We start from the raw sequence: 24,658 nt of genomic DNA, 5'->3' as shown, positions 1-24,658 counted from the left end.
CATCTACATCGGATAAATCAAAAATGGATTTCAACAATAAATATTTGAACATACGAACGGGCGGCACTGCATTGCGACCGTTATCGAGACAATATTTATTCTTTAATTCCTCTAACACAAAAGAAAAATCAACCATTTCATTAAATTGACGAAGCATATTATCTTTTGGCACGACGATATCGTAAATCGCCATGAATGGGCTAAGGTTAAGAGGTTGTTGTTTTGAAATCATCCGAGACACCACCTAGAGTTAGTACAACCATTATACATAAAAAAAGTGAAAGCTTCCTCGATTTCATCGGGGAAGCTTTCACTTTTTGAACTATGAGGACTTTTTCAGTGGCCTCGTCGGGGGCGTGGGTGTCCTGCGATTCTGAGCAAGCCGCTTCCGCTTTTTTAGGGAAGATAGATAGGTAGGGGATAACTGCCCGTAAAAGCCCGATTGGGCGGGCTAACCATCAGTGGGAGATGAAAAAACTCTCCACTGATGGAAATTTCACTTTATGACGATAAAGATAAAGAAGGAGAAAATTTCAAAATAGAGCGAGTTGTAGCTTTGAAATAAAGTTTCTTCAAAAATACCTCGCAAACTGTAAATCAGGAGTTTGTATTTGATACTTCTACAATACATACGAATCCTCATACAAACGAAGAGGATGAAATTAACGTCGAGGTAACTTTGAGATGAAATCCAAAAGTATTTATTTAATAAAATTAAGAAGCATAACTTCGCATTTTATGCAGGTTTATGCTTCTTTTTATGCAAGAATGTGTTTTTCAAAAGTTATGTAAAAAAGACTCTTGTTATTGTTTTTAAATTCTTATTGAAGATATCGCGTATTAAGTGGGTATAAATTTGTCATTTAATTTGCATTCAAACTCATGCATCAGAACTCATATTTTCGTTCCTGCTTTTTGGAAATATTTCATTACTTGTAACTGTACTTTTACTTGAAGAGTTCGTAATCACAAAAATCCCCCCCATAACCAATAGCATACCGAAAATATGATACCAGAAAAGAGGTTCATGTAAGATAAGGGCTGATAAAACGACGGTGCTTATCGGCATTAAAGCAGTAAATACTGCTGCGGTTCCCGCTGATACTACTTCTAATCCTTGGTTCATTAATAGAACTGCTAGCACAGTAATTACAATCCCTGTATATAGTACTAGCGACCATATCAATGGAGAGACAATAAAAAAGTTAAAATGTAAGGACTGATACATTGCCAAAGGCAAAAATAATACGGCGCCTGTCAAACTCATAATTGTCGTTATTGTTAAAGGTCTTAAAGATGTGGAAATTAATTTTCCAAATGAAAAGAAAACTGCTTCTCCAATAACAGCGCAAAAGATTAGTATATTTCCTATTAATGAATGGGAGTTTTCATTAAAATTTAAAAACTGTCCAAAAACATTAATAGATAATGTACCTAAAATGGTTAAAAGAATTCCTCCTATTTTATGAATTCCTAGTTTTTCTTTTAGAAAAAAATAAGAGATTAAAGCCATTATTGCAGGTGTACAACTCATAATAATGCCGCTGTCTAAAGCTGTTGTTTTTCTTAGTCCATATAACGTGCATATGCTAAATAAGAACACACCTATAAAACTTTGAAGAAAAAATATGATGTAATCCTTTTTTACGAGTTTCGGCATTTTTTCTCCTTTATATAAAAATAAAGGAAGTAGTATGAGGCAAGCAATTAATAATCTAAGCTCAGAAGCAATAAATATGGGAAGTTCTTTAATAATGAATTTATTAACAACCACAAAGCTTCCAATTGCAATCATTGCAAATGAAATTTGAATATAAGCAAGTGTTTGTTTAGACATAAAGAATTCCTTTCTTAATAAATTTTCACTATTAAGGATTTTTATTTGTAATGTTGCTTGTTGTTGTTTTGATATTTAACTGTTTACATACGATTAAATTATTTTTGGATTTCTATAAGTTGGAAAATTCTTTCGCGTATATAAACCAAAAATTTCTAAAAATCATAACTAACCGTAGCATAATATAGCTTAGATTTGCAAAATAAAAAGTTGAATATAATTTGAGAAATTTATCCAGAGTAATTACTCATAAAACAGAAAAAATGTTATGTGGTTATATTTTTAAAAAAACTCCTATTTTAGAATCGTATGTATATCCCTTTGTTTTATTTGAATGCTTTTATTTTCAATAGATTTTCTAGGTATTCACTTTAATGTTGAGAAAAATAATTATATTCAAAATATTTATTGACGATTCGTTTTACTAATAATACCATTAACAACGTGATAGGCAAGTTTCAAATTGGCAGCTAAACTTTATGAAATGGCAGTGTAGCCAAGTGGTAAGGCATAGGTCTGCAAAACCTAATTCCTTGGTTCAAATCCAAGCACTGCCTCTATCCATTTTAAGGGGGATAACATATGTCAAATTCAATTCATGTAAAAAAGAAAGGAATTCATCAATTAGTTGCATCAGAAGAAGAAATGATCAAATTAATCAGTGAAGAATTAAAAAATACCACTCAAGAAAAATTAGTAATTATGTCAGGACATTTTATGCTTTTCTTTAATGAAGAAACGAATAACTTAACTCCTGGAATTACCGAAGAGCAGAAAACAGACGTAATGAAAGAGAGAATTTCACGCAGAGTAGGTATATTCCCTATGTATACTTGGGATATTGGAATTCAGTTAGGGGAGCAATTTTATGAACAATTTAAAGACATTAAATTCCTGTTATTAATTAATGATTGGCAATATGTCCCTTCTACAAATGCAAGTGTTAGCGATCTTCGTAAAGAATTTTATGAAAGATATACAGAAATTCCAGAGGCTTACGTTACAAGTTTAGAAAAGAGTAAGTATTTTAATCAACAAAGTATTTTGTCTAGCCGAAAAAATCCAATCTTTTTTCCGGAAACTTGGCTTAAATATAGATTTCAAAAAAGCGCTAGTAAGCTAGTAAAAGAAGGAAAATTAGAAAAAAGAATGTTAAATGATCAAGACAATCAATCTGAAGTATCGTTTTTAGATGAAGATGGAAATTATAAAACATTAATTAGTTGCGGTGTAACTGGATGTGCAGGAGAAATTACAGAAATGATTGCTGAGGTATATAAGGCAGGTTATAGAGCATTGTTGTTATTCGCGCCTGGGGAGTGTTACCAGCCAGTACGTACAGGGATTGAAATTGCTCTTAATCTATATAATTTAACAGGTATGAAAGTTATCGTTGCAGATCCGGGAGGAAGCGGTGAAATGTCCAAGGAAGAAATCTATGAAAAGCCTATTAATTTCTCTGTGTTTTCTTCTTAATAAAGTGAAACTTTAATCAGTGGGGGTTTTCTTCATCCCCCACTGATTATTAGCCCTCACCAATCGGGCTTTTACGGGCAGTTTATCTCCCGCCTAATTTCTTAAGAAAAGCGGAAACGCCGGAGATTCTAGCCGCTAGAGCTGGACAATGCTTTTGCTGAATTTTGAGGCGGGAGTATTACTGCCCGTTAATGCGGGATAAAGGAGGACAATGTTTATGAGACAAGTGTACTTAGATTATGCTGCTACCACTCCATGTCATAATAAAGTGGTTGAAGTGATGGAGAAGTACATGAAAACAGAATTTGCAAATCCATCGTCTCAGCATGTGATGGGAAAAAAAGCACAGTATGCAGTTGATCAAGCGAAAAGTAAAATTGCCACTTCTATTGGTGCCGATAAAGAAGAAATAATATTTACTTCAGGTGCAACAGAAAGTAATAACTTGGCATTATTAGGAGCCATTGATTATTATGAACAAGAACCGGTAAATGTAATTCTCTCTCCTATAGATCATAAATCGATTCTAGGAGTCGGAAAAGAGTTACAAAGAAGAGGGATTATCGTAAAATATGTGGATATTAATCGTGATGGAACGATTTGTTTAGATTCATTGCGATACTTGTTAGATGATCATACAAGAGTTGTTAGTTTTGCATATGTTAATTCTGAAATTGGGACAATTCAGCCTATCAATGAAATCTCTGCTCTGTGCAGAAAGTATAAAACATTGATACATGTAGATGCTGTTCAAGCTTTTGGAAAAATACCAATCGATGTAAAAAAATTAGATATCGATGCTCTATCATTATCGGGACATAAAATCTATGGACCAAAAGGCATAGGCGTTTTATATGTAAATGGACACAAACAGAAAGACTTCCGGCCTTTACTATTTGGTGGTGAACAAACATATTTACGCAGTGGGACATTACCGACTTCACTAATAGCTGGTCTGGGAGCAGCAAGTGATATTGCTATATTAGAACTAGAAGAAAATTATGAAAAGGTAAAGAGATTAAGAACAATTGTTGTAAAGCGAATTCAACAAGAAATACCTCATTCTTGCGTAAATGTATGCATGGAAAATAGTATACCTCATATTATAAATATAATGATTCCAAACATTAGTTCAGAAACACTTATAGCAGGTATGAGAACTGTTTCTATCTCTTCAGGATCTGCTTGTAACTCAAGTAGTTTAGAACCGTCATATGTGTTACAAGAGATTGGATTAACAAAAGAAGAAGCAAATAGTTCCATTCGTATATCAATTAGTCCATATTTAAGTGAAGAAGAAGTCTTGTACGCTGTTGATGAGATTGTAGCGAAGATTAACGATATTTATTGTGTACAACAGGGTTTTTAATAATACTATCAATGAGACTACGTTCTCAAAATAAAAAAGGAAGATTCCTTATGAAGTAAGGTTCTTCCTTTTTATTTGCTACAGATAATAGTACGTTATTTTAACCTTACCTGTATATAATTAAAAAAGAGAGATAAAGTGAAACTTTAATCAGTGGGGGTTTTCTTCATCCCCCACTGATTATTAGTTGAACCAATCGGGCTTTTACGGGCAGTTTATCTCCCACCTAACTTCTTTGCTTTCGCTGAATTTTGAGGTGGGAGTATTACTGCCCGTTAATGCGGGATAAAACTCTAATCAGGGTATATTATTTTACTAACCCACTCCTAATAACATTCTCCCTGTGCCACAATCATTCTATCTAACCAGGTTTGAAAATCACATCGAAAATCAATTAATTCAATACCATTTAACATCATATATTTATCATTATTTTGTTGGCATCTTGCATTACTTATTACAATATATCCTCGATCTGGACAATTACCAATAGGATACCTATCTCCATGTAACTCTTTATCATAGCGTTTTAGAATTTCCATAAGCGAATAAAAATGAAATGCAGTTCCATATTCGTAAGAAAAGAAATAAGCTCCGTTATGCAATAATAAAAATTCTTTATAATCATTTGGCACAATCCAACCTGTTTCACGAATGAATGTATGTATTTCTTCCTGTGTGGCTGGTTCATTAAACGTACATTCAGCAGTATAATAATATCCGTTAAAAGATTGAACCACTATTTCGTCTTTTTCATTTAAACGACTTTTTAATGTATCAAGTGTATTTTTAACACTATACTCTTTCAAATTTTTACCTCCTTTCCTTTATTATAAAAATACTATTCATCACTTGGGTCAATATCTTTTGAGCTTTTATCATAGTATCCAGCAAACCATCCAGATATCTTACTATGTTCCGCTTCAGGAATTGGTAAAAAAATTATCTATATCATTTGTACCACCAAATTCTCTAGGTTTTATATGATGCATTTGTTTGTAACCAGGAATTTTCCCATCCCATATATAGTTTGGATTACCATATTTATAAATTCTCTTATTGCAGTGCCGCTTTCTGTGCCTCCGTACACAACTCTTTTATCAGCAGGTACTAGAACCCAATCAGTTCTAAGTCCATCAGATGCTTTTTTCTTAGATCATGGATCTTGGTAATCAGGCAATGGCCTTCCTGATCTATTCACTGCAACATAAGGTTCTGACCAATTAGTTGTTGCTGGGTTTTTAAAATCAGTTGTATAATATGCTACAGCTTGTCCAAAATAACTCCAAAATTTAGTTTCAGCTGGCACCTCTTCGAATTTTGAATTTCCTACACGAATTTCGGGGCCTGTCCATATAACACCTAAATTATCAAAGATATTATCGTGATACCAATGTCCAAAATAAGGATATGCAAAGTCTGTTACAATACTACATAAAGATTTCTTGATAAAATTCAAAATTGAGATTTTTTTATTTCTGGTAATATTTACATTATGAAAAAACCTCTTGGGAATAAAATGCTTTTTGAGCGAAAAATTCAATTATTCAATAAGTTTTTCCTAATAATAGGAATGTTTGCTTTGATAAATAGGAAATGAATTATATTAAAATTGACATGTTTGAAATGGAAGAATTATATCCGATTGATAAAAAAGATAAAAAATGTTAAAAGTGTACTTGTATTATAGGAAGTGTTATAGCGCTACAGAAATAGCGATTATGTTCGTTTACGCGAGAGAAGAAGTTTTTATACGATGGATAGTATGGATAAGGAGAGACGGTATGGAATATAAAGGGATGGCTTCGTTATGGCTTGGAACGAGTCAATCATTTAATCAGCTTCAAGAATATGTTGATACGGAATATACAGAAGATGGAGATAGTATAGATTCAAAATTTGGAGTCAATTTCGGTTTTGGTTACTATGATGAAGATAATATAGAAATTATGTTTTATGAGGAACCTAAAATACATATAGAAGAGATTTTACAGGATTTCTCTTATAGTGAGATTATTATTCCGAGATTTAAAGATTTAATGAAAAAGGTAAATGTAGGGGACAGTACGAATTCTGTTATATTACTGTATGATTTTCGTTACGATGCAGAGAGAGTAAAAGATACATATGAGGATCTAGAATTTATATTTGTTGGTGCTGTATCTTATTATTAATAGCTTTGAGGTGTTGAACAATGTGGAAAGTAAAATGAACAAAGAGGAACTTATTGAACTTGTAAAAAAGATCTATAATCTTGATTTACCAGAAACAGAACATAGCGAATATGTGAATGAATTCAATAATAGCGGTGTTCCACATCCGGCACCTAGTGATTTAATATTTTGGAATGATATAGAATTAACACCTGAAGAAGTAGTAGAAAGTGCATTAAGTTATAAGAAAGAAAAAGAATAACTGAAACAATTGGATAAGAAATTGTACTTGTTTTTATATGAGGCTGTGGGTAGGGGGAGAATGAGATGGAAAGTTCAAAAGTTGTATTATGTATACCTGGTTTATGGAAGAATAGAAGTGAACTTATTGAAGCGATTGTAAGAAAAAGCGAGGGATATATGTTCGCTGGGAATTATATTAGTAAACTAGGGGATCCGAGTATGTTTTTTGAAGTTGATATATATGAGCATGATGAACGAGTAGCAGAAGCTTTTGAAATTGCTGGATACAATTCATTTACTGAGGAAGACCTTGATTTTATTAGAAAACATTCTTTAACTCTGTATTTAATTGGGGATGGAGGTTCGATTGAAAAGATAAGAAAGTTAGTTGATGCTGCAAATGCACTTGTAAAATCTGGAGGACTTGGCGTGAAGGTTGAATCTTCAGGTACTGCAAATACAATTGAAAACTGGAATCGTATGTATCATACAGATGATGCGGTAGAATTATTTCAAGCTTTTGTGACAGTGATTGAAGAAGATGATTTTTACTATACATGTGGTATGCATTGCTTTGGGCTCCCGGATGTAATTACTTTTAAAGATCAAATAACGCCGCAATATGCTCAAGAATTAATGAACGTTTTTTGTTTGTATAATCTCATTGAAAAGCCTAGCCTAACGGATTATTCTACATTCAGCCTAGATGAAAATAATCCTCATTTTATATTGCAACATACGGAGTGTAGACATTTTGCAGAAGATGAACTGTTTTATAATCAGTATGGAATTTGGGCTTTAGTAAAAAAAGAGTAGTATAAAATGATTACGTATATTGCAGATAAATGAGTACAGGAGAACGTAAATGGAAAAGTTTATTAAAAATATCGGGGATAAAACTTTCATTACTCAGGCAGAAGAGTATTTAGCGGTGCAGGTAGAGGGGTTATTTCATTTTCTATCTGAGGTAGAAAATGATCGATTAATAGATGGGTTTTCTATGCAAGTTGGGTGGTCGATTTACTTTCTTGATCAAAGGGAAGATGGATATCATATTATTGTACATGATTATACAAAGAATCCATTTGAAGATATGACGGATGATTTAACAATTTCTTTATGGATTCTATTGAAACAAGTTCGTTGTGTAAAGCAATTAAAAGTTGAAGGGGAATTGCTGCGTTTTTGTGACAAAATTGTCGCTGCAAAAAATGTATTGCAGTTAGATGATATTTACTTAGAGAGAACAAAAAATTGTGAAACAGGTGACTCCGGTTGGTATATAGGCCCTGTTAATGATGAGGACAATACAGAAGAGTTAGAAGCGTTTTATGCATATGAACTTTTAAAGTTGAGGCCTTCTATTGTTCAAGTTTTAACATTGCCTGCTGAATACCTTGTAGTATTTGAAAAAGATCAAATAAAAGCAATTTTAGATGAAAATGATATTAATATTTGGGATGAAGTTGTCGATGTGTAATCTAGTATAGAAAATGGAAGCTATCATGTTACTACTCTTGGTACAGGGCGAATAGACGATAAAATATTAACTTTAAAACTACATTAGGATTTAGAAGACTCGTACACTTGTAAGAGTCTTTTTATTTATTATTGTACGAAATCATAATGAAAATCTTTAAGTAGAAATAACTTTATTATAAAACGACAGCATACCATAATTGAATTATGGAATGTTATAATTTAGGAGAATATGGTTTCATGATCTTACCATTTAAGTAAGAATTCAAATAGAGAGGTGAGTAGATGATGATTTCGTAAACGATCCAAATAATTTAGTAGTATGTGATTTTAATACAGTAGCCTAAATTGAACCAGTAATAGTAATATTGCTAAAGTTGAATTGTATTATCGTAGAGCAAAAGCTTTCATTTCATTTTAAGTGAGGTGGGGATTAATGATTTTAGATTTAAAAGGTGAATCCCAAATGGACCCTATTGTAGGTATGCTTTATTCTGTTGTAGATGGTAATTATAAGCGGTTAATATCCATTGTTGCAGGTATGTCACAGGAAGAATTAGATTATAAGGGGCCAAATCAGAAATATAACAGTACAGCACAATTAATAAGGCATTTGACATATGTAGATCTTAATTGGGCTTTTAGGATTAAAGGTGAGCTAGTACCAAAGCTTTTTGAAGATAAGTACGGACCTATGTTGGATAAAAATAATGAAATTCCATTGATTTATGGGGTTTCATTGGAAAGAATTCTATCGGATTATGATGAGGTATTCAACATGTTTAAATCTATTTGCTTACAGTTAACTGACAAACAATTGAATAAACTAGTTAATTATGAAAATGGAGAAACAGCAACTATCCGATGGGGCATTTGGCATATAGCAGATCATAATAGATATCATCAGGCTCACATTAATCAACTTCGCAAATGGTATAAAGAGGAGAAAGAGGGAATGATTAAGGAGCAAGTTTACTAAAATGCCATTAATTAGAAGGGAAAAGAAGCATACAACATACAATATGTCATGTTTGAAAAAGTAAATCTAGCACTATTTTCATACATTGAGGAATTTTATAACCGTAAGCGAATCCTTAGTAGCATTGGTTATAAAATTCCCCAAGCAATAGAAGTAGGTTAGATTTAACTATTTTGTGTCCGGAAAATTGGCTTAAAGGCAGTTTTCAACACTCATGTTACTTAAAAGTTAGACATACGCATGCAACAATTGATTATTGGTTCCACGTGCAAAACAATCGATGTAATCATATGTCCGAGAAACAGCTGCTGGGCTAGAGGCAATAATGGGACCACCAATTTCTTGCCACTCGGGCCACCATTGCCCATCCCAATGCCTAGTCCGTAATTTATTATCGCCTCCGCGCCCAAAAACATATAGTGAATCTCGTCCCCAGGACGAGATTGCGGGTGCACCGATGATAAAACCTCCAAGATCTTTTCAATCACTCCACCCATAACGATCAAAAGATTTATGATACACATGACCATCCATTCCACGTACAACACAGTCGATTAAATTTTCTGCCCGAGAAACAGCTGCTGGACCGGCGGAAAGGGTACCACCAAGATCTTCCCAGTCGCTCCAACTTGAACCATTCCTATACTTATGCCACAAATGATTATCGGTTCCGCGCCCAAAAACTTCTAGGTTGTTCATATGCTTGGACGTGACCGCAGGTGCATCAATGATAACTCCACCAAGGTCTTCCCATTGCCAGGTGACTCGCTGACTACTATTTCTGTAGTTCGATTTGGTTAGATAATATGGATATGATGCTGTTGGTTCAAAGAAATTTTGTCTTTTCAACGTTCATCACTTTTAATATCAAAATAGCTTGAAGGATTCATTTTGTTTATTGGTGGGCCCGCCCTGTCAATAAACAAAAAATAATTATAACATTAAAAAACATAATTAAATTATCGTTAACTATATTTCGGATATGTGCTACATTTAAGAAAAGAAAAAGTAGGAAAGGACTTATATCCATGAACCGAATTGCTATCGTGGCAGCATGGGAACCAGAGCTTACGTATTTACATAAATATTATCCAAGCTATCGGAAAGAAAAACGAGCAGCTTGGGAATTTCATTTTCATAATCTGAACGGCATTGAATTGATTTCTGTCATTACTGGAGTCGGGAAAGTACAATGTGCAAGCTGTGTTCAGCTTTTGATTAGTGAATTTCAACCTGAGCAGCTATTTATGACCGGAATTTGCGGCAGTTTATCAAACAAGGTGAAAAATGGTGATATTATTGTCGCTACTAAAGTGATGCAACATGATGTTACAGGAGCAGGAACGGGGATGGATCCGTTTGATTTGTATACAGGCAGAGCAGCAAGTATTCAACCTTCTAAACAATTGATAAAAGAAATGAAAAAGTTGCAATTAGTTTACAACTCTCATTATGGGACATTCGTTTCGGGTGACCAGCGTATTCGTAGTTCAGAAACGAGGGAACTACTTCAAACAGTATACGGAGCCCTTGCGGTCGATCAAGAAATTGCTGCATTTTCTTACGTTTGTTATGTGAATGAAAAACCATTTCTTTGCTTAAAAGCTGCTTCAGATCAAGCAAATGATAAAACAGTAGAAGAACAAAAAGTGTTCAAAATGTTAGCTTGTGAGAAGGCATGCGAATATATAGTTGCATTTTTACTGCATGTTACAAAAGAAATGAAAGTGTAGGGATTACACTTATAGTATTCCAACTATTTGTTAATAAGTTTTTTAGAAAAGTCATTTTGGGTGATGAAGATGAAAAATAGTATAAATTTTGTTGGTATAATTATAGTTTTTTTAATTATTTTCATGATTGTTTTAACATGGAAAATAGATACAAATAGTGAATTAACAAGATCTACAATGAAAACAAGTAATAGTGCAGTTTCTAAAGGGATAGATGGTTATATTTTACTTAAGGGAGATACCGTTTATTTCATTGAAGAGAAACATATAAAAGATGCTTACGATAGAAAACATTTGGAAGAACGATTAAAAAGAAAAATTCCCGCTGACGCTATTTTACACTTTAATAATGCAAGTATAGAAAAGGGATTACAAACAGGTGATAAAGTGGAAATATGGTATAGTGAAATACTTGAATCTTATCCTGCGAAGATACAGGTTACAAAGATAGAAAAGATTCAGGATTAAGAGATGGAGGATTGCATAGTGGGGAAGAGTTTATCAGAAATGTCACTTGAGGAATTGTGGGAACTATTTCCGATTATACTGAAGAAACATAATCCAATATGGAAAGATTGGTATTTACAAGAAGAAAAATTGCTTAGCGCTATAATTGGTAATCAATATATCGAACGAATAAATCATATAGGGAGTACTTCTGTTAACGGATTATTAGCAAAGCCAACGATAGATATTTTGCTTGAAATAACAGAAGACTGCGATTTGAAATTTTTAGTTAGTATGTTGGGGAAAAACGGATATATTATGGAAAAGCAATCACAAAAGCCAGCACCTCATATGATGTTTATGAAAGGTTATAACGAAAATGGATTTGCTGAAAAAGTATTTCATATTCATGTTCGGTATATAGGTAATTGGAATGAATTGTATTTTAGAGATTATTTACAACTACATAAAGATGTTGCCAAAGAATATGGTAACTTGAAAATGAGCTTAATAGATAAATATAAACATAACAGAGACGGATATACGGAAGCAAAAACAGAGTTTGTTAACAAATATACTGAAATTGCAAAAACGGAATTTAAAAATAAATATAATCCGAGCTAATGAACATTTTGTTTCAAATCAAGTTTTTTGATAAGTCTTTGATTACCTGATGAAGAATTCATTAAGTTACTGATTGTGACTTTTTGTTCACTTTTATTTCAAAGCTACAGTTACAAAAAGTGTATAATTTAAGAACAAACCAAATAGAAGTAATGGTTTTTTCACAGAATAAAGATGAAAAATAAAAAATTAATTTTAAAAAAGAATGAGGAATATATGCAACTAATCCAATGTACAAAAAAATTAGCTGATGAAATGAAAATAAAAGTACAGAAAGTAGATGCTGCTGATTTCAACCCACTATATTGTTGGCATGCGAATCTTTTTAAGATTGGCCGAAAAAAATGTGTAATGATTATGAATAATGCTACAAGATATCACTTTGTTATTTACGGGGTATTAAAGAAAGACTTGCAAAACTTAGATCTTTTATTTAAGAAGAATTTAACAACAATCTTATTATTAGATGGAATCGAACCTGAGATAATTGAACAATACTTAAATCAAGATTCAACTGTACAATATGCTGCAACAAATAATCGCAGTATTATTTCACAAATAAATGAGTCTATTTTCGCTGTAGATCATTATTTTTATCATGAATTAGTAGAAAAAAAGGAAGAGTTTATAGATTTAGCGGCAATGAATCAATGGCTGAACGATCAAATTATGCTGAAGTTACCGAAGTATCCAGTTGAAATGATGAGAGAGGCACTTGTAGTAAGATAGAAGTTATCCTATAAATTTGCAATACATTCAAAGAAGAGTTTACAGTATATCCACTGAAAAAATTGATTATTTTCACAAAATAGTTAGGCCTTTCCTAACCACGAACTATTGTTTGAATCTTTTCAAAAATAATACATTAGTCTTTTTGAAAAGAAATGCATTATAATGGATAAGACAGATTCTAGGTAAAGAGGTTATGGAAATGGACAAAGTATACAACGATTTATTGAATATATTAGATAATACTAAAATTAAAAAAGACGAACCGTTAAAAAAGTACACTTTCACTAAAACGGGTGGAAATGCGGATTATTTTGTTTTGCCTACTACGTATGAAGAGGTACAAGAAGTAATAAAATATGCAAGTCAAAATAATATCGATTTTACTATTTTAGGTAATGGTTCAAACTTAATTATTAAAGACGGCGGCATTAGAGGGATTGTACTGAATTTAACTAAATTAACTAATATCGCATTGAAAGATAATAAGATCATTGTTCAAAGCGGAGCAACTATTATTGATACTTCTAGATTTGCATTGGAAAATCATCTAACTGGTTTAGAATTTGCTTGTGGCATTCCAGGAACAGTTGGCGGAGCAGTATATATGAATGCAGGAGCATATGGTGGCGAAGTATCACATGTGATTGAAAGTGTATTAGTGTTAACTAGAAATGGCGAAATTCTGAATTTAACTAAAAATGACTTAGAATTAGAATACAGAAACAGTTCTATTTCTAGAGAAGGATATCTTGTGTTAGAAGCAACATTTGCTTTACAAGAAGGTGAATACAATATAATCAAAGAAAAGATGGATGAATTGACATTTTTGCGTGAATCAAAACAACCATTAGAATATCCTTCTTGTGGCAGTGTATTTAAACGTCCTCCAGGAATGTTTGCTGGTAAGTTAATACAAGATAGTGGATTGCAAGGAAAACAAATAGGTGGTGCCCAAGTATCTACTAAGCATGCTGGATTTATGGTGAATGTAGATGAAGCTACAGCAAGTGATTATGTAAACCTTATCCGATATGTGCAGGAAACGGTAAAATCTAAATTTAACGTAGAATTAGAAACTGAAGTTAAGATTATTGGAGAAGATTTAAAATCTAATTAGTAAACGTCTCTAGAAATGTTTTGGTAACTCGTGATAAAAAAGGCTAATTATGTACGAATAATAACGTAATTAAAAAATAATAAAATTATTTAACAAATAAAATAGTTATTTAAAAAGATGATATGAAATTGGATATTCATATCATCTTTTTATGTTGTCTAGTATACTGAATGTAAGGTTTTTGATTTTTTGTATTTTTCTACAATTTATTACGAAATAAGAGTGTATAATACATTCTCAAATGATAGAATTATTAACATACTGTAAAATGAAAGAGGTAAAAATAATGGAGACTTGTGCAGATGTTTTAATTGTTATCGATTTACAAAATGGTGTATGTTACAGTGGAGATCATTTATTTGATTTACAAAATTTACTCACTAAAGTAAATAATAGAATTACTTTATATAGAAAATTACATAAACCGATTATTTTTGTTCAACATTGTGATGAAGAATTAGTACCTGAAGAAGAACCATGGGCTATTAATGCCAATCTAGATGTTCAAGAGCTAGATTTTTTTGTAAGGAAGATACATGCAAATTCTTTTTACAAAACGAACTTAAAAAATCTTTTAGACCAATTAGCTGTACAGCGTATTGAATTTTGCGGTGCCCAAACAGAATACTGTATGGATGCTACAATTAAATTTGCTCATGGATTGGGATACGAAAATTTCATGGTACAGAAAGCAACTTCTACTTTGAATAATCCATTTATGTCTGCAAAAGAGACGATTGATTTTTATGAAAATATATGGAACCATAGATTTTTAAAATTGATAGGAGATGAATCTTAGAATGAACGATTGTATAAAGTGAAACTTTAATCAGTGGGGGTTTTCTTCATCCCCCACTGATTATTAGTTGAACCAATCGGGCTTTTACGGGCAGTTTATCTCCCACCTAACTTCTGAACGAGCCGCTAGAGCTGGACAATGCTTTCGCCGAACTTTGAGGGGGGAGTATTACTGCCCGTTAATGCGGGATAAAAATCGTAAAACGAGGATTCATCAGTGAAAATTAAACATCTTTATTCTTTTTATACACAAATTATTAATTAAAGAAGTACGTAAGAAATAGGAACAAATTAACTTAGGGTACTTGCTTATCTTGAGTGGTACATTAGTTACGATTTTATCGAATTTTGCTTTAAGAAGTGAGATATTACATTGTCAAGTTGGCAAAATGAAAAGTGTGCAACAAGAAGAGAGATACGAATGTATGTCTCTTTTCTTTATATACAATAGAGTATTTAAAACAAAAAGGGGATTGATTTGTTACATGCAAAAGCAAAATAAAATTGCAGTAATTGGTGGAGCTGGGAAAGCAGGCCGATACGTTGTGGAAAAAGCTTTAGAAGCAGGTTATCAAGTTCGAGTTCTGACAAGAAATCCAAAACAATTTAAGGCGTTTTATAAACATGTTGAAATTATAAAAGGTGATGTGAGAGATGTAGAAGTGATTCGAACTTTATTTAATGGTTGCCATACAGTAATTAGTACTCTAGGTAAACCGAAGAAAGAGTCATTCATTTTTAGCAGTGCAACCAATAATATTCTTACTGTAATGAATGAGTTACATATTTTAAGATATATTGTGGTCTCTGGTGGATCAGTCGATGTACCAGGAGATAAAAAGAGTTTTCTAAATAAAATGGGAGCAAGGATGTTTCGAATTCTTTTTCCAAATATGATGAAAGACAAGTATAAAGAGTTAAATCTGTTGTTAGAAAGTAACCTTGATTGGACATTTGTCCGTTTACCATTTGTAGTGGAAGGAGTAGCCACTGGTAGCATAAAAGAGAGTTTAAGAGATATTCCTGGTTTGAAGATTTATAATAGTGATATTGCTGATTTTCTTATTAAGCAAATTGCTAGTCCTTTATATATAAGAAAATGTCCTTTTATTGCGAATTAATGTGAACTGTATATTTTTGTATCTTCTTATATCCTTTTATTGTAAAATTTTATTAAGGATGGGAGGAATATATATGAAATTTGAAGATAATAGAGAACTAGGCATTCGGTTAGGTGCATTACTAGTGACAGAAGATCATAGATATTTGGTGATTAAGAAAAATGATCATTATTCTCTGCTTAATGTGGAAACGATGGAGTGCAGCATATTAGAAGTCGCTTTAGAGTATATTGAAGAAGTGATGGCAGAGGATTTGCAGGAAACAGTGAAGCATATTATTCCTGCTGAGCATTTGAAACTTGTTGCGAACAATATCGTATGAAAGGGTGTCTTACACATGGTTAATACTGAATATTTCGTTATTGGAGATTTGGAAACGCTACAAAAACAATTTGAAGATTTATTACAAACAGAGATTCAATGTAGCGGGGAACTTGAAGAGTGGTTGAAGCGACAGTCGCGGCTTTTAGATGAAGTAGAAGAACAACTTAAACAACATTATATTCAATTTCAGTGTAACACTGATAACAAGCAAGCAAAAGAAGCTTTTGACTTTGATCAAAAGCATGTGCAGCCATTAGTGAAACGCTACAAAAGTTTACTAAACAATAAATACTATGAATCTCCATTCCGTATGGAGCTAGATCCTGAATTTTTTAGTTTGTTGAATAAAAAAATAGAAAATACGATTAGTTTGTTCAGTGAAAAAAATATAGTTTTAGAAATTGAAGAGGATGAGTTAGTGACGAAGTATTTTGAGATTACAGGTAACTTAACTGTAATGTGGGAAGGTAAAGAAAAGTCATTAAGCGACATGCGGGTGTATGTTCAAAATCCTGATCGTACGGTTAGAAAAAATGCAATGACTCTTATTCATGAAAGTATGTTATCCGTTGAAGATGATCTTCAAATCATAATGGATAAGTTAATTGTACTACGGCATCAAAAAGCTCAAAACGTTGGTTTGCAAAATTATCGCGATTATATGTTTAAAAAATATGAACGGTTTGATTATACGGCAGCGGATTGTCTTGAGTTAACAGAAGCAATGCGTCAATATGTTGTTCCGTTACAGAAGAAGCTTCAAGAAAAACAACAAAAAATATTGGGATTACATACTTTTAGACCTTGGGATATTAGAGCAGTTCCAATAAACGAGGAACCTTTACAACCAGTACAAAATGTAAACGAGTTAGTAAAAGGGTGTTTTCATATTTTAGAAAATGTTGATTCTCATTTTTCGGCATTACTACATGAAATGAAAGAAAAAAATCTCTTAGATTTAGAAAGTCGTAAAGGAAAAGCCCCAGGAGGTTTTTGTGAATCCTTACCTGCTTCAAAACAATCGTTTATTTTCATGAATTGTTGTAACACACAAGATGATGTCGTGGTACTGTTACATGAAATGGGTCATTGTATTCATCATGAACTTATGAAAGACATTGAACTAGAGCCATATCGAAATGTCCCAATGGAATCAGCAGAATTAGCCAGTACAACAATGGAACTCCTAACGATGGATTATTGGAATACATTTTACCCAGATCAAGAAGATTTCAAAAGAGCAAAGCGTGAGCAACTCCGATTGATGATACAATACTTACCTATAATTACTGTAGTCGATCAATTCCAGCATTGGATGTACGAAAATCCAAACCATACACATGCGGAAAGAAGAAGGAAATTCAAAGAACTAGCAAGAACATATGACTCTAACCTTGTGAATTGGGAAGGGTATGAAAATTGGCTAGAGACAAATTGGTTGTCTATTTTACATATTTTTGAGGTTCCATTCTACTACATTGAGTATGCAATTGCACAAATAGGCGCTCTGCAAATGTACAAGCAATATAAAGAAAATCCAAAACAAACTTTCATTCATTATAAAGAAGCGCTATCTTTAGGTAGTACAAAATCAGTAAAAGAAGTATATGAAGCGGCAGGTATTCGTTTTGACTTTTCGGCGCAAACAATTAAAGAGTTGATGGAGTTTGTGAAGAAAGAGTTGGAGTTACTTGAGGAAGAGGAATAAGGTGCAAGGGATTTGGACAAGTAGTTACGGGGGAAATGGTGTATTCAATAAGGAGGACATACTGTGACTACCAACTTAATAAAAAAGAAAAGTGGGAAAAGGCATTACAAATATTTCTTTTTGGTAGCCTATTATTTGTTGGCCTTATTGGATATGGGGTATATTGGGCGTTTTTTGATATGAATAGATTGCCAACTGGGGATTATCTTACAGAAAAAACATCTCCAGATGGAAACTACACTTTAAAAACTTACCTTACAAATGGGGGAGCCACGACTTCATTTGCTATAAGAGGCGAATTAGTATTTAACAACAGAAAAAATAAAGCGAAAAATATCTATTGGAACTATCGTGAGGAGACTGCAGATATTGAATGGATAGATAACGATACTGTAATTATTAACGGAAAAACCCTACATGTCCCTAATGAAAAATTTGATTTCAGAAATCAATAGTTAGATAGCTATTTTACTAGAACTAACTAATTCTATATACATATAAGTTAAAAAATGGCATAAAATCCCCTTTCTTATTAAAGGAAGGGGAGAGCATTTGGCCGTGTTTAGAAGCGGTCAGGGGCTATTCCATCACATGCGAAGTTGAAAATAAAAGGGGGATGCGAGTACAGGTTATGTTGTATTCTGCATAGCAGCGACTTATATGACGGAAAATTAATATAGATTTATATAATTGAGACCTCTTACTTGAGGTCTTTTTTATGAACTTCTTAACAAGTCAATTGTAATATGATTGGATTTTTAACACTTTAAAAATGCATTGTCTCTACCTTTTCATCAAATGTTTTATTGTTTCCTTATTCAAGCTAATAGAACCAATATAGGCAAGTTCCTATCCTTTGAAAAAGTTCCATCTAGCTCTTTAAGTGACTGTGAAATATATTATCGCGCTGCATATGATATTTCTCTTTTCTCCACTTGAAAAAGATCTTCATTGTATTAGAGGCTTTCTTATACTCTTTTTAAGGTTAGGGAAGTGTTAGCAATACCATATTTTGATGTGGAATAAAATATTAACAGAGGCTGACACATTCATCATAACACTGTTAATAATGTGATTTTTTTCTAAAAATTAAATAGAAAACAACGAATATTCTGCGTTTTATTTCTAAAAATTAATAATATTTACAAAATTACAAAAACAACTTACATTTTAGTTGTACCAAAAAATCCAAGCTAAGAGGAGATGGTTGTATGTTCAAGAAGTTAGTAGTAGGAGCACTAGCAGCTGGTTTTGCATTAACTGGAGGGTTGGGAACGATATCAGCAAGTGCGGAAAAAGATAATACGATTAAATCTTTCGACTATGTAACTGTAGATGAAAAGAATGTAGATTCCGTGGCTAAATTGAATAATAAGTTCAACGAAGACATAAAAGTAACTATGGTTCTGCCTAAACAGAATAAAAATGGAGATTGGCTAGCATATGGGTTTACGAGCAGAGAAACATTGGAAGCTTTCATCGAAAAAGATAAACAAAGACTTAAAAATCAAATAAACCCTCTAGGTAGCGGCCCTGGAAGTACCGATTTCTATGAGCATGCAAATAAAGGTGGACAATATATTTATTGGAGTTCTGGCTTTAAAAACTTACCTTCTAGCTGGAATGACAGAATTTCTTCCATAAGTACGGCATCACCTTCTGCAAGTTATTCGACTACGCTATGGGAGCATACTTCAACTCAAGGGTATGGCAAAGGAGTCTTATTTAGACACTCCGATTGGTATGGTAAAACTGCAAATCTAGCTGCGGATTGGAACGATATAACTTCAGCAATTGAAATCAAGTAAGAGATTTCAATTGATCAGGTGAATAAGTTTCAGAATCACTATTCTCTCATCGATTTAGAAGAAATGAGAGAATAGTGATTTTTTTGTACAATAACAAACTACCTGGTAAAGGCCTGCGCTAAATTTTTTTGTTTCTTCTGGAACATTTTTTCTAAGCATTCAATTGGAATTTCCTTAATGTTGTAAATCCACAGTTTCTAGATAGTGACTCTAATAAAAAAATAAAATAGCTTCTCAGAAAACTTTTTACAAGTAAGCATTTAATAGGAAGTATATAGTAATCACATAATTATATTATGTGAACTTCATTCAGAATGAAAAGAGATATAAGTTTTAACTAACAATAAGAATCATAAGATTAATTGCTTGGAAATAATTAGCCTTTATCTTATTATAGTATTAAAAATATTGAGATTTTCGAGGTGGATAATTATGGAGTGCTTAATAGGGGATGTCAAAGTTCATTATGAAATTTATGGTTCTGGGAAACCGATAATCATGCTTCATGGTTTTACTCCTGATCATAGACTAATGTCAGGTTGTATGGAGCCTGTTTTTTCACAAAGAGAAGGTTGGAAACGAATTTATATCGATTTGCCGGGTATGGGAAAAACGGAGGGACACGCATCTATTCAAAACTCAGATGGAATGTTAGATCTTGTTTTAAAATTTATAGATACAATTATTCCAGATGAATCTTTTTTAATCGCAGGTGAATCGTACGGAGGTTACATAACTAGAGGTGTTATATCTAAAAGAAAGGAAAAAATAGATGGCGTTGCATTTATTTGTCCACTGATTATTCCGGATGCAAGTATGAGGCAGGTTCCACCGCATACGGTTATTTACCGAGATAATAAATTTTTATCTCAGTTAAATACGGAGGAACGTGAAAATTTCAGTTCGAAATTTGTTGTGCTTAACGAATATAATTGGCAGCGCTATCTTGAAGAGATTATTGCAGGTATTAAGTTAGCAGATGAGGCCTTTTTAACAAAAATATTGAAGCAATATGCTTTTTCGTTTGAGGTGGATAGCCAGATATCGCTGTATGAAAAACCAAGCCTTTTTTTATTGGGTAAACAGGATTCCGTAACAGGCTATAGAGACGCTTGGAATCTGCTTGATAAATATCCACGAGCCACTTTTGCAGTTTTAGATAAAGCAGGACATAACTTGCAGATCGAGCAAGATGCTTTATTTCATTCGCTAATAAATGAATGGTTAGATAGAGTAGAAGAAAAGTGATTATAGAAAGACTTATATATAAGTCCAACTTGACTTTCCAACAGACAATTCGTCGCCATGCAAAGCAAAAAGTAACCTGCTACTTTTTTTCTCTTTGTTTGAATATCGCATGTGGAAGAAAACGGAACTGACCGCTTCTACGCATAGCCAGACACTCTCTACCATATAAAAAGAAAAGGGTTTTATGTCAGGTTTTTAATTTGGATTTATATATAATTAAAGGATACGGGATATAACATATTATCCATGATTAATATGTTATATCCTGTTACTAAGATTTTAGTGCGTTTACTTGATAAAGAGGTATCATCGATGCGAATCTACGTAAACGTCAAATATTCCCCACCTACTATTTGTAAATAACCCATGAGATAATCTCCTTACATACTTTATATGGAGGTTTTTTTATGAAAAGACACCGATTAAAGAAAGAATGGGAAACTTATATTCAAGACTATAAAAACAGTGGATTATCAAAAGTTCCCTGGTGTCAAAAACAGAACCTACCGGTTCATCGGCTATATTACTGGCTGCAAAAATTATCGCCTGAAACGGAAGCGCAAAATGTAAATGAGCGTGTGAATTGGCTTTCTATGAATGTCCCTGACGTAGAAGAAAACATACATGCTACGATTCGAATTCACATGCAAGAAGCAACCATTGAATTAGATACGCCTTTTACTCCGCAAGTGCGATCATGTATAGTGTGGTGGAAATCGCAAAAGAGAACAATCTAAGTCCCTATCATTATCTTCGTTATTTGTTTGAAACACTTCCCAACATCAATTTAAACAATAAAGAAGAAATTGATAAAGTCTTGCCGTGGTCAAAGGATTTACCATCTAGCTGTAGAGTGCCGAAAAAAAGTGAAGCAAACAAAAAATAACTCCAAAATCAACTTCTATTGTATATTTTGGAGTTACTTGACGTTTACTTATTAACTGCAAGTATAGGAACGAAAATTGGTGGTGATGTAAATTACATCGCAAGAGAAATGGTAACTGAATTTATTCGACCTGTTTTTACTGGAGATACCATTACATGCGAAATAACTCTTACAAATGTTGAACAAATGGAAGGTTTTAAAAAGGTAGAAATAAAGTCAGTATATCGCAATCAAAATGGGAAAGAAGTAATGCTAGGGTCAAGTTATGGAATCATTCGAGACTGAACATTTTAAAATTGAAAATATGTTAATAAAATTTGTTGACATAAAAAATGATTAGGTGCCATACTATATATAATTATAATGCGGGCTAGTAAAGCTAGCCTATTTTCATCACTATATAATTAACTCCCTAATTATGTGTACTAAAAGTAACTGCTTAACGATTTAAAAGAAGAAAGAAGGTACATACATGAGCAATATGAAAGATTCGGAAAAAACGGAAGATGTTTATGTTGTTCCGCCTGCTGTTTCCGATACTAAAGTAATAAATTACAATGATGCGGTTCCTACACTTATACAATCTAAGCGTCAAATTGATCGTTATAATTTAGATATTGACGCCCAAGCTGTTCTCGTTGCGGTTAGGCTAATGGCAGCAGGAACTAAGCTTGGACATGCTACGGAGATTCATTTCTCTAGATTTGGTTTATCAACAGGACGCTATCGTTTACTGGCAGACCTTGAAGATAACGAAGGAGAAGCGTTACCTTCGCAATTAGCTGAACATTTAGGTGTGACACGTGCTACAGTGACAGGTCTAATTGATACCCTTGAGCGAGATGGCCTCGTATCCCGTCGACCTAGCTCAAAAGATGGGCGTCAAAAATCGGTCATTTTAACGGAGCAAGGAGCGAAGAAGCTTCGTGAAATGGCTCCAGAGCATTTCGCAAGGCTAGAAGCTATGGTCGGCTTACTTAGTATCGAGGAGCGCAGTGTATTTCTTGACCTGCTTGGCCGAGTGACAGAAGGCATCTCAGCACTTACGGATGAACTAGACGAATAGAAGAAACTTATGAACAACAGCTAAAAAGGGCTAGTAAAGCTAGCCTATTTTCATTCTCATATGGTTAGGTTCCTAATTATATGATATGAATAGATTGCTAAATGATTTCAAAAAAGAAAGGAGGTGAATATATGAGGGACATGAAATATCTGGATAAAACAGAAGGTGTATATGCTATTACGAATGTGGATTCCAATGTAAAGCCTTTTGTATTGTGGCGTGAAGTGTTGATGGCTTATGTTGCCCCTGCCATCATGGCAGGGATTGGGGGATTGATCACTGCCGACAAGGGTCTACAGATTGGGGCACTAACAACGATTGGAGGAACATCAGCCATAGTAGCCTGGATGTTTGGCCTTTGGTTACGAAGCCGAGGGATTCATAATCGCTGGATTATCGGTGCAAATCACTTAGTTGTTGTGGGGATTTTTACTTTGATAGGGACTATGTTTGGACTGTTCGCTGCGTGGTCGGCATCTTGTTTACTAGGGCCGTTTAATCATTTTATTTGGTTCGATCGGGTATGGATTGATTTTCCGCTATCTGCAATGATTGCGAGCACAATCATAACATGGCGATGGCGTCTTAATGTTAAAAAAATTTTTGTATTCAAAGGAGAGGATAGAAAATGATTGTCATTATTGGGGCATCGGGTACAATTGGTAGAGCACTTTTGAAACGTTTAGTTAATTTTGGTGTTCCTGTTCGAGCGCTGAGCAGGGATCCTGAGAAGGTATTTATGCAGATTGGCGATTTAGACCAGTCACTTATTGAAATCGTATCGGCTGATGCAACTGATCCTGAATCGCTGCGCCGTGCGTTTACAGGAGCAAGCCAGCTCTTCCTTGCGATGTCCAACAGTCCAAGACAAATTGAATTAGAGACTTCTATTATTCATATTGCCACGGAAGTCGGAATAGAGCACATCGTAAAGATATCCAGTCCAGTTTTTGACCGAAATGCTCCAGTGGCAGTAGCAGGTTGGCATCATGAAATTGAGAGAATTTTGTTCGAATCGGGTATTAAGCATACGGTGTTACGCCCGTATGCGTTTATGCAGAACTTACTGCGCTTCGCACCGACAATTATAGCCCAGAATGTTTTCTATGGTTCCATGGATGATATCGCATGTAACTTCATTGATTGCCGAGATATTGCAGATGTTGCTGCCGAAGCTTTGACTAACAGTAGGGTAACTGGCAAAGTATACACACTTACCGGTTCTGAGATATTCAGCTATCCACAGATTGCAAGTAAACTATCCGTTCTGCTGGGGAGGCCAATTCGCTATATCAACATGGATTCTCAAGTATTACGACGCAATCTAATCGAACATGAACATATGCCTCCTTGGCTCGCAAATCATATTGTGGAAATTCAGGCTATGTCGGTGGCGCTACCGGAAAAACCTATGGACACTGTGAAGCATTTGCTTGGTAGAGAGCCCCGCACGCTAGACGATTTTCTGTGTGAGTATGTAGAAAACTTCCGGTAATGGCGGAGTTTACCG

At 33.6% G+C, this 24,658-nt stretch carries 27 protein-coding genes, 1 tRNA gene and 4 pseudogenes; 27 read left to right on the top strand and 5 right to left on the bottom strand.

Going from position 1 to position 24,658, the window contains the following annotated elements:
- Positions 1-232: pseudogene (locus tag BR72_RS07235) on the bottom strand (IS5/IS1182 family transposase); the annotation flags it as partial.
- A 648-nt stretch (positions 233-880) separates the two neighbouring features.
- Positions 881-1,837: a DMT family transporter gene (locus BR72_RS07230; protein ID WP_035431434.1), complete on the bottom strand. Its 957-nt coding sequence runs from the start codon at positions 1,835-1,837 to the stop codon at positions 881-883.
- A 486-nt stretch (positions 1,838-2,323) separates the two neighbouring features.
- Between BR72_RS07230 and BR72_RS07225 the strand changes: the two genes are divergently transcribed.
- From BR72_RS07225 to BR72_RS07215, 3 genes are all read left to right on the top strand, one after another.
- Positions 2,324-2,394: transfer RNA gene (locus BR72_RS07225), tRNA-Cys, on the top strand.
- 25 nt (positions 2,395-2,419) lie between these two features.
- A complete protein-coding gene (locus BR72_RS07220) occupies positions 2,420-3,313 on the top strand; it encodes an LPD16 domain-containing protein (protein ID WP_051957247.1) in 894 nt (297 codons plus the stop codon).
- A gap of 217 nt (positions 3,314-3,530) precedes the next feature.
- Positions 3,531-4,682, top strand: coding sequence for a cysteine desulfurase family protein (locus BR72_RS07215; protein ID WP_035431432.1), 1,152 nt, complete (start codon positions 3,531-3,533; stop codon positions 4,680-4,682).
- 326 nt (positions 4,683-5,008) lie between these two features.
- Here the strand turns inward: BR72_RS07215 and BR72_RS07210 are convergent, their stop codons facing one another.
- Both BR72_RS07210 and BR72_RS07205 read right to left on the bottom strand, forming a co-directional pair.
- A complete protein-coding gene (locus tag BR72_RS07210) occupies positions 5,009-5,491 on the bottom strand; it encodes an SMI1/KNR4 family protein (RefSeq protein ID WP_035431430.1) in 483 nt (160 codons plus the stop codon).
- Positions 5,492-5,838: 347 nt separating this feature from the next.
- On the bottom strand, positions 5,839-6,225 hold the full coding sequence (locus tag BR72_RS07205) for a hypothetical protein (RefSeq protein WP_035431428.1): 387 nt from the start codon (positions 6,223-6,225) through the stop codon (positions 5,839-5,841).
- A 241-nt stretch (positions 6,226-6,466) separates the two neighbouring features.
- Between BR72_RS07205 and BR72_RS07200 the strand changes: the two genes are divergently transcribed.
- The 6 genes and pseudogenes from BR72_RS07200 to BR72_RS27010 form a co-directional block, all read left to right on the top strand.
- Positions 6,467-6,856 (top strand): immunity 22 family protein, encoded by a 390-nt coding sequence (locus BR72_RS07200; RefSeq protein WP_035431425.1) that lies wholly within the window; start codon positions 6,467-6,469, stop codon positions 6,854-6,856.
- Between the two features lie 22 nt (positions 6,857-6,878).
- Complete coding sequence (locus BR72_RS07195; protein ID WP_156107912.1) at positions 6,879-7,097, top strand: bacteriocin immunity protein; 219 nt, start codon at positions 6,879-6,881, stop codon at positions 7,095-7,097.
- A 65-nt stretch (positions 7,098-7,162) separates the two neighbouring features.
- Entirely contained in the window at positions 7,163-7,894 is a 732-nt protein-coding gene (locus BR72_RS07190) for a DUF4261 domain-containing protein (protein WP_035431423.1), read from the top strand.
- Between the two features lie 49 nt (positions 7,895-7,943).
- The gene (locus tag BR72_RS07185) at positions 7,944-8,558 is read left to right on the top strand and encodes an immunity protein Imm33 domain-containing protein (RefSeq protein WP_035431421.1); all 615 of its coding nucleotides are present in this window, start codon (positions 7,944-7,946) and stop codon (positions 8,556-8,558) included.
- A 435-nt stretch (positions 8,559-8,993) separates the two neighbouring features.
- On the top strand, positions 8,994-9,536 hold the full coding sequence (locus BR72_RS07180; protein WP_197059927.1) for a DinB family protein: 543 nt from the start codon (positions 8,994-8,996) through the stop codon (positions 9,534-9,536).
- Positions 9,537-9,566: 30 nt separating this feature from the next.
- Positions 9,567-9,698: pseudogene (locus BR72_RS27010) on the top strand (IS3-like element ISBce13 family transposase); the annotation flags it as partial.
- Between the two features lie 318 nt (positions 9,699-10,016).
- Here the strand turns inward: BR72_RS27010 and BR72_RS26305 are convergent.
- The gene (locus tag BR72_RS26305) at positions 10,017-10,235 is read right to left on the bottom strand and encodes a DUF8189 domain-containing protein (RefSeq protein WP_141771610.1); all 219 of its coding nucleotides are present in this window, start codon (positions 10,233-10,235) and stop codon (positions 10,017-10,019) included.
- 329 nt (positions 10,236-10,564) lie between these two features.
- On the opposite strand from BR72_RS26305, the gene mtnN reads away from it, so the two are divergent.
- The 18 genes and pseudogenes from mtnN (at position 10,565) to BR72_RS07090 (ending at position 24,643) form a co-directional block, all read left to right on the top strand.
- Complete coding sequence (mtnN, locus tag BR72_RS07170; protein WP_035431419.1) at positions 10,565-11,269, top strand: 5'-methylthioadenosine/S-adenosylhomocysteine nucleosidase; 705 nt, start codon at positions 10,565-10,567, stop codon at positions 11,267-11,269.
- A gap of 69 nt (positions 11,270-11,338) precedes the next feature.
- Positions 11,339-11,737 carry a DUF3221 domain-containing protein gene (locus tag BR72_RS07165; protein WP_035431417.1) on the top strand — a complete coding sequence of 133 codons (399 nt, stop codon included), beginning with the start codon at positions 11,339-11,341 and terminating at the stop codon, positions 11,735-11,737.
- Positions 11,738-11,755: 18 nt separating this feature from the next.
- On the top strand, positions 11,756-12,340 hold the full coding sequence (locus tag BR72_RS07160) for a GrpB family protein (protein ID WP_035431414.1): 585 nt from the start codon (positions 11,756-11,758) through the stop codon (positions 12,338-12,340).
- Positions 12,341-12,556: 216 nt separating this feature from the next.
- Positions 12,557-13,069: a DUF6933 domain-containing protein gene (locus BR72_RS07155; protein ID WP_035431475.1), complete on the top strand. Its 513-nt coding sequence runs from the start codon at positions 12,557-12,559 to the stop codon at positions 13,067-13,069.
- Between the two features lie 196 nt (positions 13,070-13,265).
- Positions 13,266-14,189, top strand: a complete 924-nt coding sequence (gene murB, locus BR72_RS07150) for a UDP-N-acetylmuramate dehydrogenase (protein WP_035431411.1) — start codon at positions 13,266-13,268, stop codon at positions 14,187-14,189.
- Between the two features lie 286 nt (positions 14,190-14,475).
- Positions 14,476-14,988, top strand: a complete 513-nt coding sequence (locus tag BR72_RS07145; protein ID WP_035431409.1) for a cysteine hydrolase family protein — start codon at positions 14,476-14,478, stop codon at positions 14,986-14,988.
- Positions 14,989-15,472: 484 nt separating this feature from the next.
- On the top strand, positions 15,473-16,108 hold the full coding sequence (locus BR72_RS07140; RefSeq protein WP_035431407.1) for an NAD(P)-dependent oxidoreductase: 636 nt from the start codon (positions 15,473-15,475) through the stop codon (positions 16,106-16,108).
- 73 nt (positions 16,109-16,181) lie between these two features.
- Positions 16,182-16,430 carry a hypothetical protein gene (locus BR72_RS07135; protein WP_035431405.1) on the top strand — a complete coding sequence of 83 codons (249 nt, stop codon included), beginning with the start codon at positions 16,182-16,184 and terminating at the stop codon, positions 16,428-16,430.
- A 15-nt stretch (positions 16,431-16,445) separates the two neighbouring features.
- Positions 16,446-18,140 (top strand): M3 family oligoendopeptidase, encoded by a 1,695-nt coding sequence (locus tag BR72_RS07130; RefSeq protein ID WP_035431403.1) that lies wholly within the window; start codon positions 16,446-16,448, stop codon positions 18,138-18,140.
- 35 nt (positions 18,141-18,175) lie between these two features.
- The gene (locus BR72_RS07125) at positions 18,176-18,595 is read left to right on the top strand and encodes a DUF5412 domain-containing protein (RefSeq protein ID WP_035431401.1); all 420 of its coding nucleotides are present in this window, start codon (positions 18,176-18,178) and stop codon (positions 18,593-18,595) included.
- Positions 18,596-19,351: 756 nt separating this feature from the next.
- Positions 19,352-19,948 carry a hypothetical protein gene (locus BR72_RS07120; RefSeq protein ID WP_035431399.1) on the top strand — a complete coding sequence of 199 codons (597 nt, stop codon included), beginning with the start codon at positions 19,352-19,354 and terminating at the stop codon, positions 19,946-19,948.
- Between the two features lie 429 nt (positions 19,949-20,377).
- On the top strand, positions 20,378-21,196 hold the full coding sequence (locus BR72_RS07115) for an alpha/beta fold hydrolase (protein ID WP_371261865.1): 819 nt from the start codon (positions 20,378-20,380) through the stop codon (positions 21,194-21,196).
- Positions 21,197-21,603: 407 nt separating this feature from the next.
- Complete coding sequence (gene tnpA, locus BR72_RS07110; protein ID WP_035431394.1) at positions 21,604-21,933, top strand: IS66 family insertion sequence element accessory protein TnpA; 330 nt, start codon at positions 21,604-21,606, stop codon at positions 21,931-21,933.
- Positions 21,885-22,082 (top strand): annotated as a pseudogene (locus tag BR72_RS25395) (transposase domain-containing protein); the annotation flags it as partial. The gene tnpA and the pseudogene BR72_RS25395, both read left to right, overlap by 49 nt.
- 48 nt (positions 22,083-22,130) lie before the next feature.
- Positions 22,131-22,367, top strand: a pseudogene (locus BR72_RS07105) (FAS1-like dehydratase domain-containing protein); the annotation flags it as partial.
- 187 nt (positions 22,368-22,554) lie between these two features.
- A complete protein-coding gene (locus BR72_RS07100) occupies positions 22,555-23,148 on the top strand; it encodes a MarR family winged helix-turn-helix transcriptional regulator (protein WP_371261863.1) in 594 nt (197 codons plus the stop codon).
- A gap of 131 nt (positions 23,149-23,279) precedes the next feature.
- Positions 23,280-23,780 carry a hypothetical protein gene (locus BR72_RS07095; protein WP_156107911.1) on the top strand — a complete coding sequence of 167 codons (501 nt, stop codon included), beginning with the start codon at positions 23,280-23,282 and terminating at the stop codon, positions 23,778-23,780.
- Positions 23,777-24,643: an SDR family oxidoreductase gene (locus BR72_RS07090; protein WP_035431392.1), complete on the top strand. Its 867-nt coding sequence runs from the start codon at positions 23,777-23,779 to the stop codon at positions 24,641-24,643. The genes BR72_RS07095 and BR72_RS07090 overlap by 4 nt, the downstream gene beginning before the upstream one ends.
- Positions 24,644-24,658 lie beyond the last annotated feature (15 nt).

It is taken from the genome of Bacillus sp. UNC322MFChir4.1, assembly GCF_000746135.1.
Taxonomy (GTDB): Bacteria; Bacillota; Bacilli; order Bacillales; family Bacillaceae_G; genus Bacillus_A.
Note: the sequence above shows the minus strand (reverse complement) of the source record. Positions and strands in the feature narration are given on the sequence as shown.

Excerpts from the sequence above, each read along its gene's own strand:
- BR72_RS07230 (WP_035431434.1), bottom strand. The coding sequence starts at position 1,837 with ATGTCTAAACAAACACTTGCTTATATTCAAATTTCATTTGCAATGATT.
- BR72_RS07220 (WP_051957247.1), top strand. The coding sequence starts at position 2,420 with ATGTCAAATTCAATTCATGTAAAAAAGAAAGGAATTCATCAATTAGTT.
- BR72_RS07215 (WP_035431432.1), top strand. The coding sequence starts at position 3,531 with ATGAGACAAGTGTACTTAGATTATGCTGCTACCACTCCATGTCATAAT.
- BR72_RS07200 (WP_035431425.1), top strand. The coding sequence starts at position 6,467 with ATGGAATATAAAGGGATGGCTTCGTTATGGCTTGGAACGAGTCAATCA.
- BR72_RS07190 (WP_035431423.1), top strand. The coding sequence starts at position 7,163 with ATGGAAAGTTCAAAAGTTGTATTATGTATACCTGGTTTATGGAAGAAT.
- BR72_RS07185 (WP_035431421.1), top strand. The coding sequence starts at position 7,944 with ATGGAAAAGTTTATTAAAAATATCGGGGATAAAACTTTCATTACTCAG.
- BR72_RS07180 (WP_197059927.1), top strand. The coding sequence starts at position 8,994 with ATGATTTTAGATTTAAAAGGTGAATCCCAAATGGACCCTATTGTAGGT.
- BR72_RS26305 (WP_141771610.1), bottom strand. The coding sequence starts at position 10,235 with ATGAACAACCTAGAAGTTTTTGGGCGCGGAACCGATAATCATTTGTGG.
- mtnN (WP_035431419.1), top strand. The coding sequence starts at position 10,565 with ATGAACCGAATTGCTATCGTGGCAGCATGGGAACCAGAGCTTACGTAT.
- BR72_RS07165 (WP_035431417.1), top strand. The coding sequence starts at position 11,339 with ATGAAAAATAGTATAAATTTTGTTGGTATAATTATAGTTTTTTTAATT.
- BR72_RS07155 (WP_035431475.1), top strand. The coding sequence starts at position 12,557 with ATGCAACTAATCCAATGTACAAAAAAATTAGCTGATGAAATGAAAATA.
- murB (WP_035431411.1), top strand. The coding sequence starts at position 13,266 with ATGGAAATGGACAAAGTATACAACGATTTATTGAATATATTAGATAAT.
- BR72_RS07145 (WP_035431409.1), top strand. The coding sequence starts at position 14,476 with ATGGAGACTTGTGCAGATGTTTTAATTGTTATCGATTTACAAAATGGT.
- BR72_RS07140 (WP_035431407.1), top strand. The coding sequence starts at position 15,473 with ATGCAAAAGCAAAATAAAATTGCAGTAATTGGTGGAGCTGGGAAAGCA.
- BR72_RS07135 (WP_035431405.1), top strand. The coding sequence starts at position 16,182 with ATGAAATTTGAAGATAATAGAGAACTAGGCATTCGGTTAGGTGCATTA.
- BR72_RS07130 (WP_035431403.1), top strand. The coding sequence starts at position 16,446 with ATGGTTAATACTGAATATTTCGTTATTGGAGATTTGGAAACGCTACAA.
- BR72_RS07125 (WP_035431401.1), top strand. The coding sequence starts at position 18,176 with ATGGTGTATTCAATAAGGAGGACATACTGTGACTACCAACTTAATAAA.
- BR72_RS07120 (WP_035431399.1), top strand. The coding sequence starts at position 19,352 with ATGTTCAAGAAGTTAGTAGTAGGAGCACTAGCAGCTGGTTTTGCATTA.
- tnpA (WP_035431394.1), top strand. The coding sequence starts at position 21,604 with ATGAAAAGACACCGATTAAAGAAAGAATGGGAAACTTATATTCAAGAC.
- BR72_RS07100 (WP_371261863.1), top strand. The coding sequence starts at position 22,555 with ATGAGCAATATGAAAGATTCGGAAAAAACGGAAGATGTTTATGTTGTT.
- BR72_RS07095 (WP_156107911.1), top strand. The coding sequence starts at position 23,280 with ATGAGGGACATGAAATATCTGGATAAAACAGAAGGTGTATATGCTATT.
- BR72_RS07090 (WP_035431392.1), top strand. The coding sequence starts at position 23,777 with ATGATTGTCATTATTGGGGCATCGGGTACAATTGGTAGAGCACTTTTG.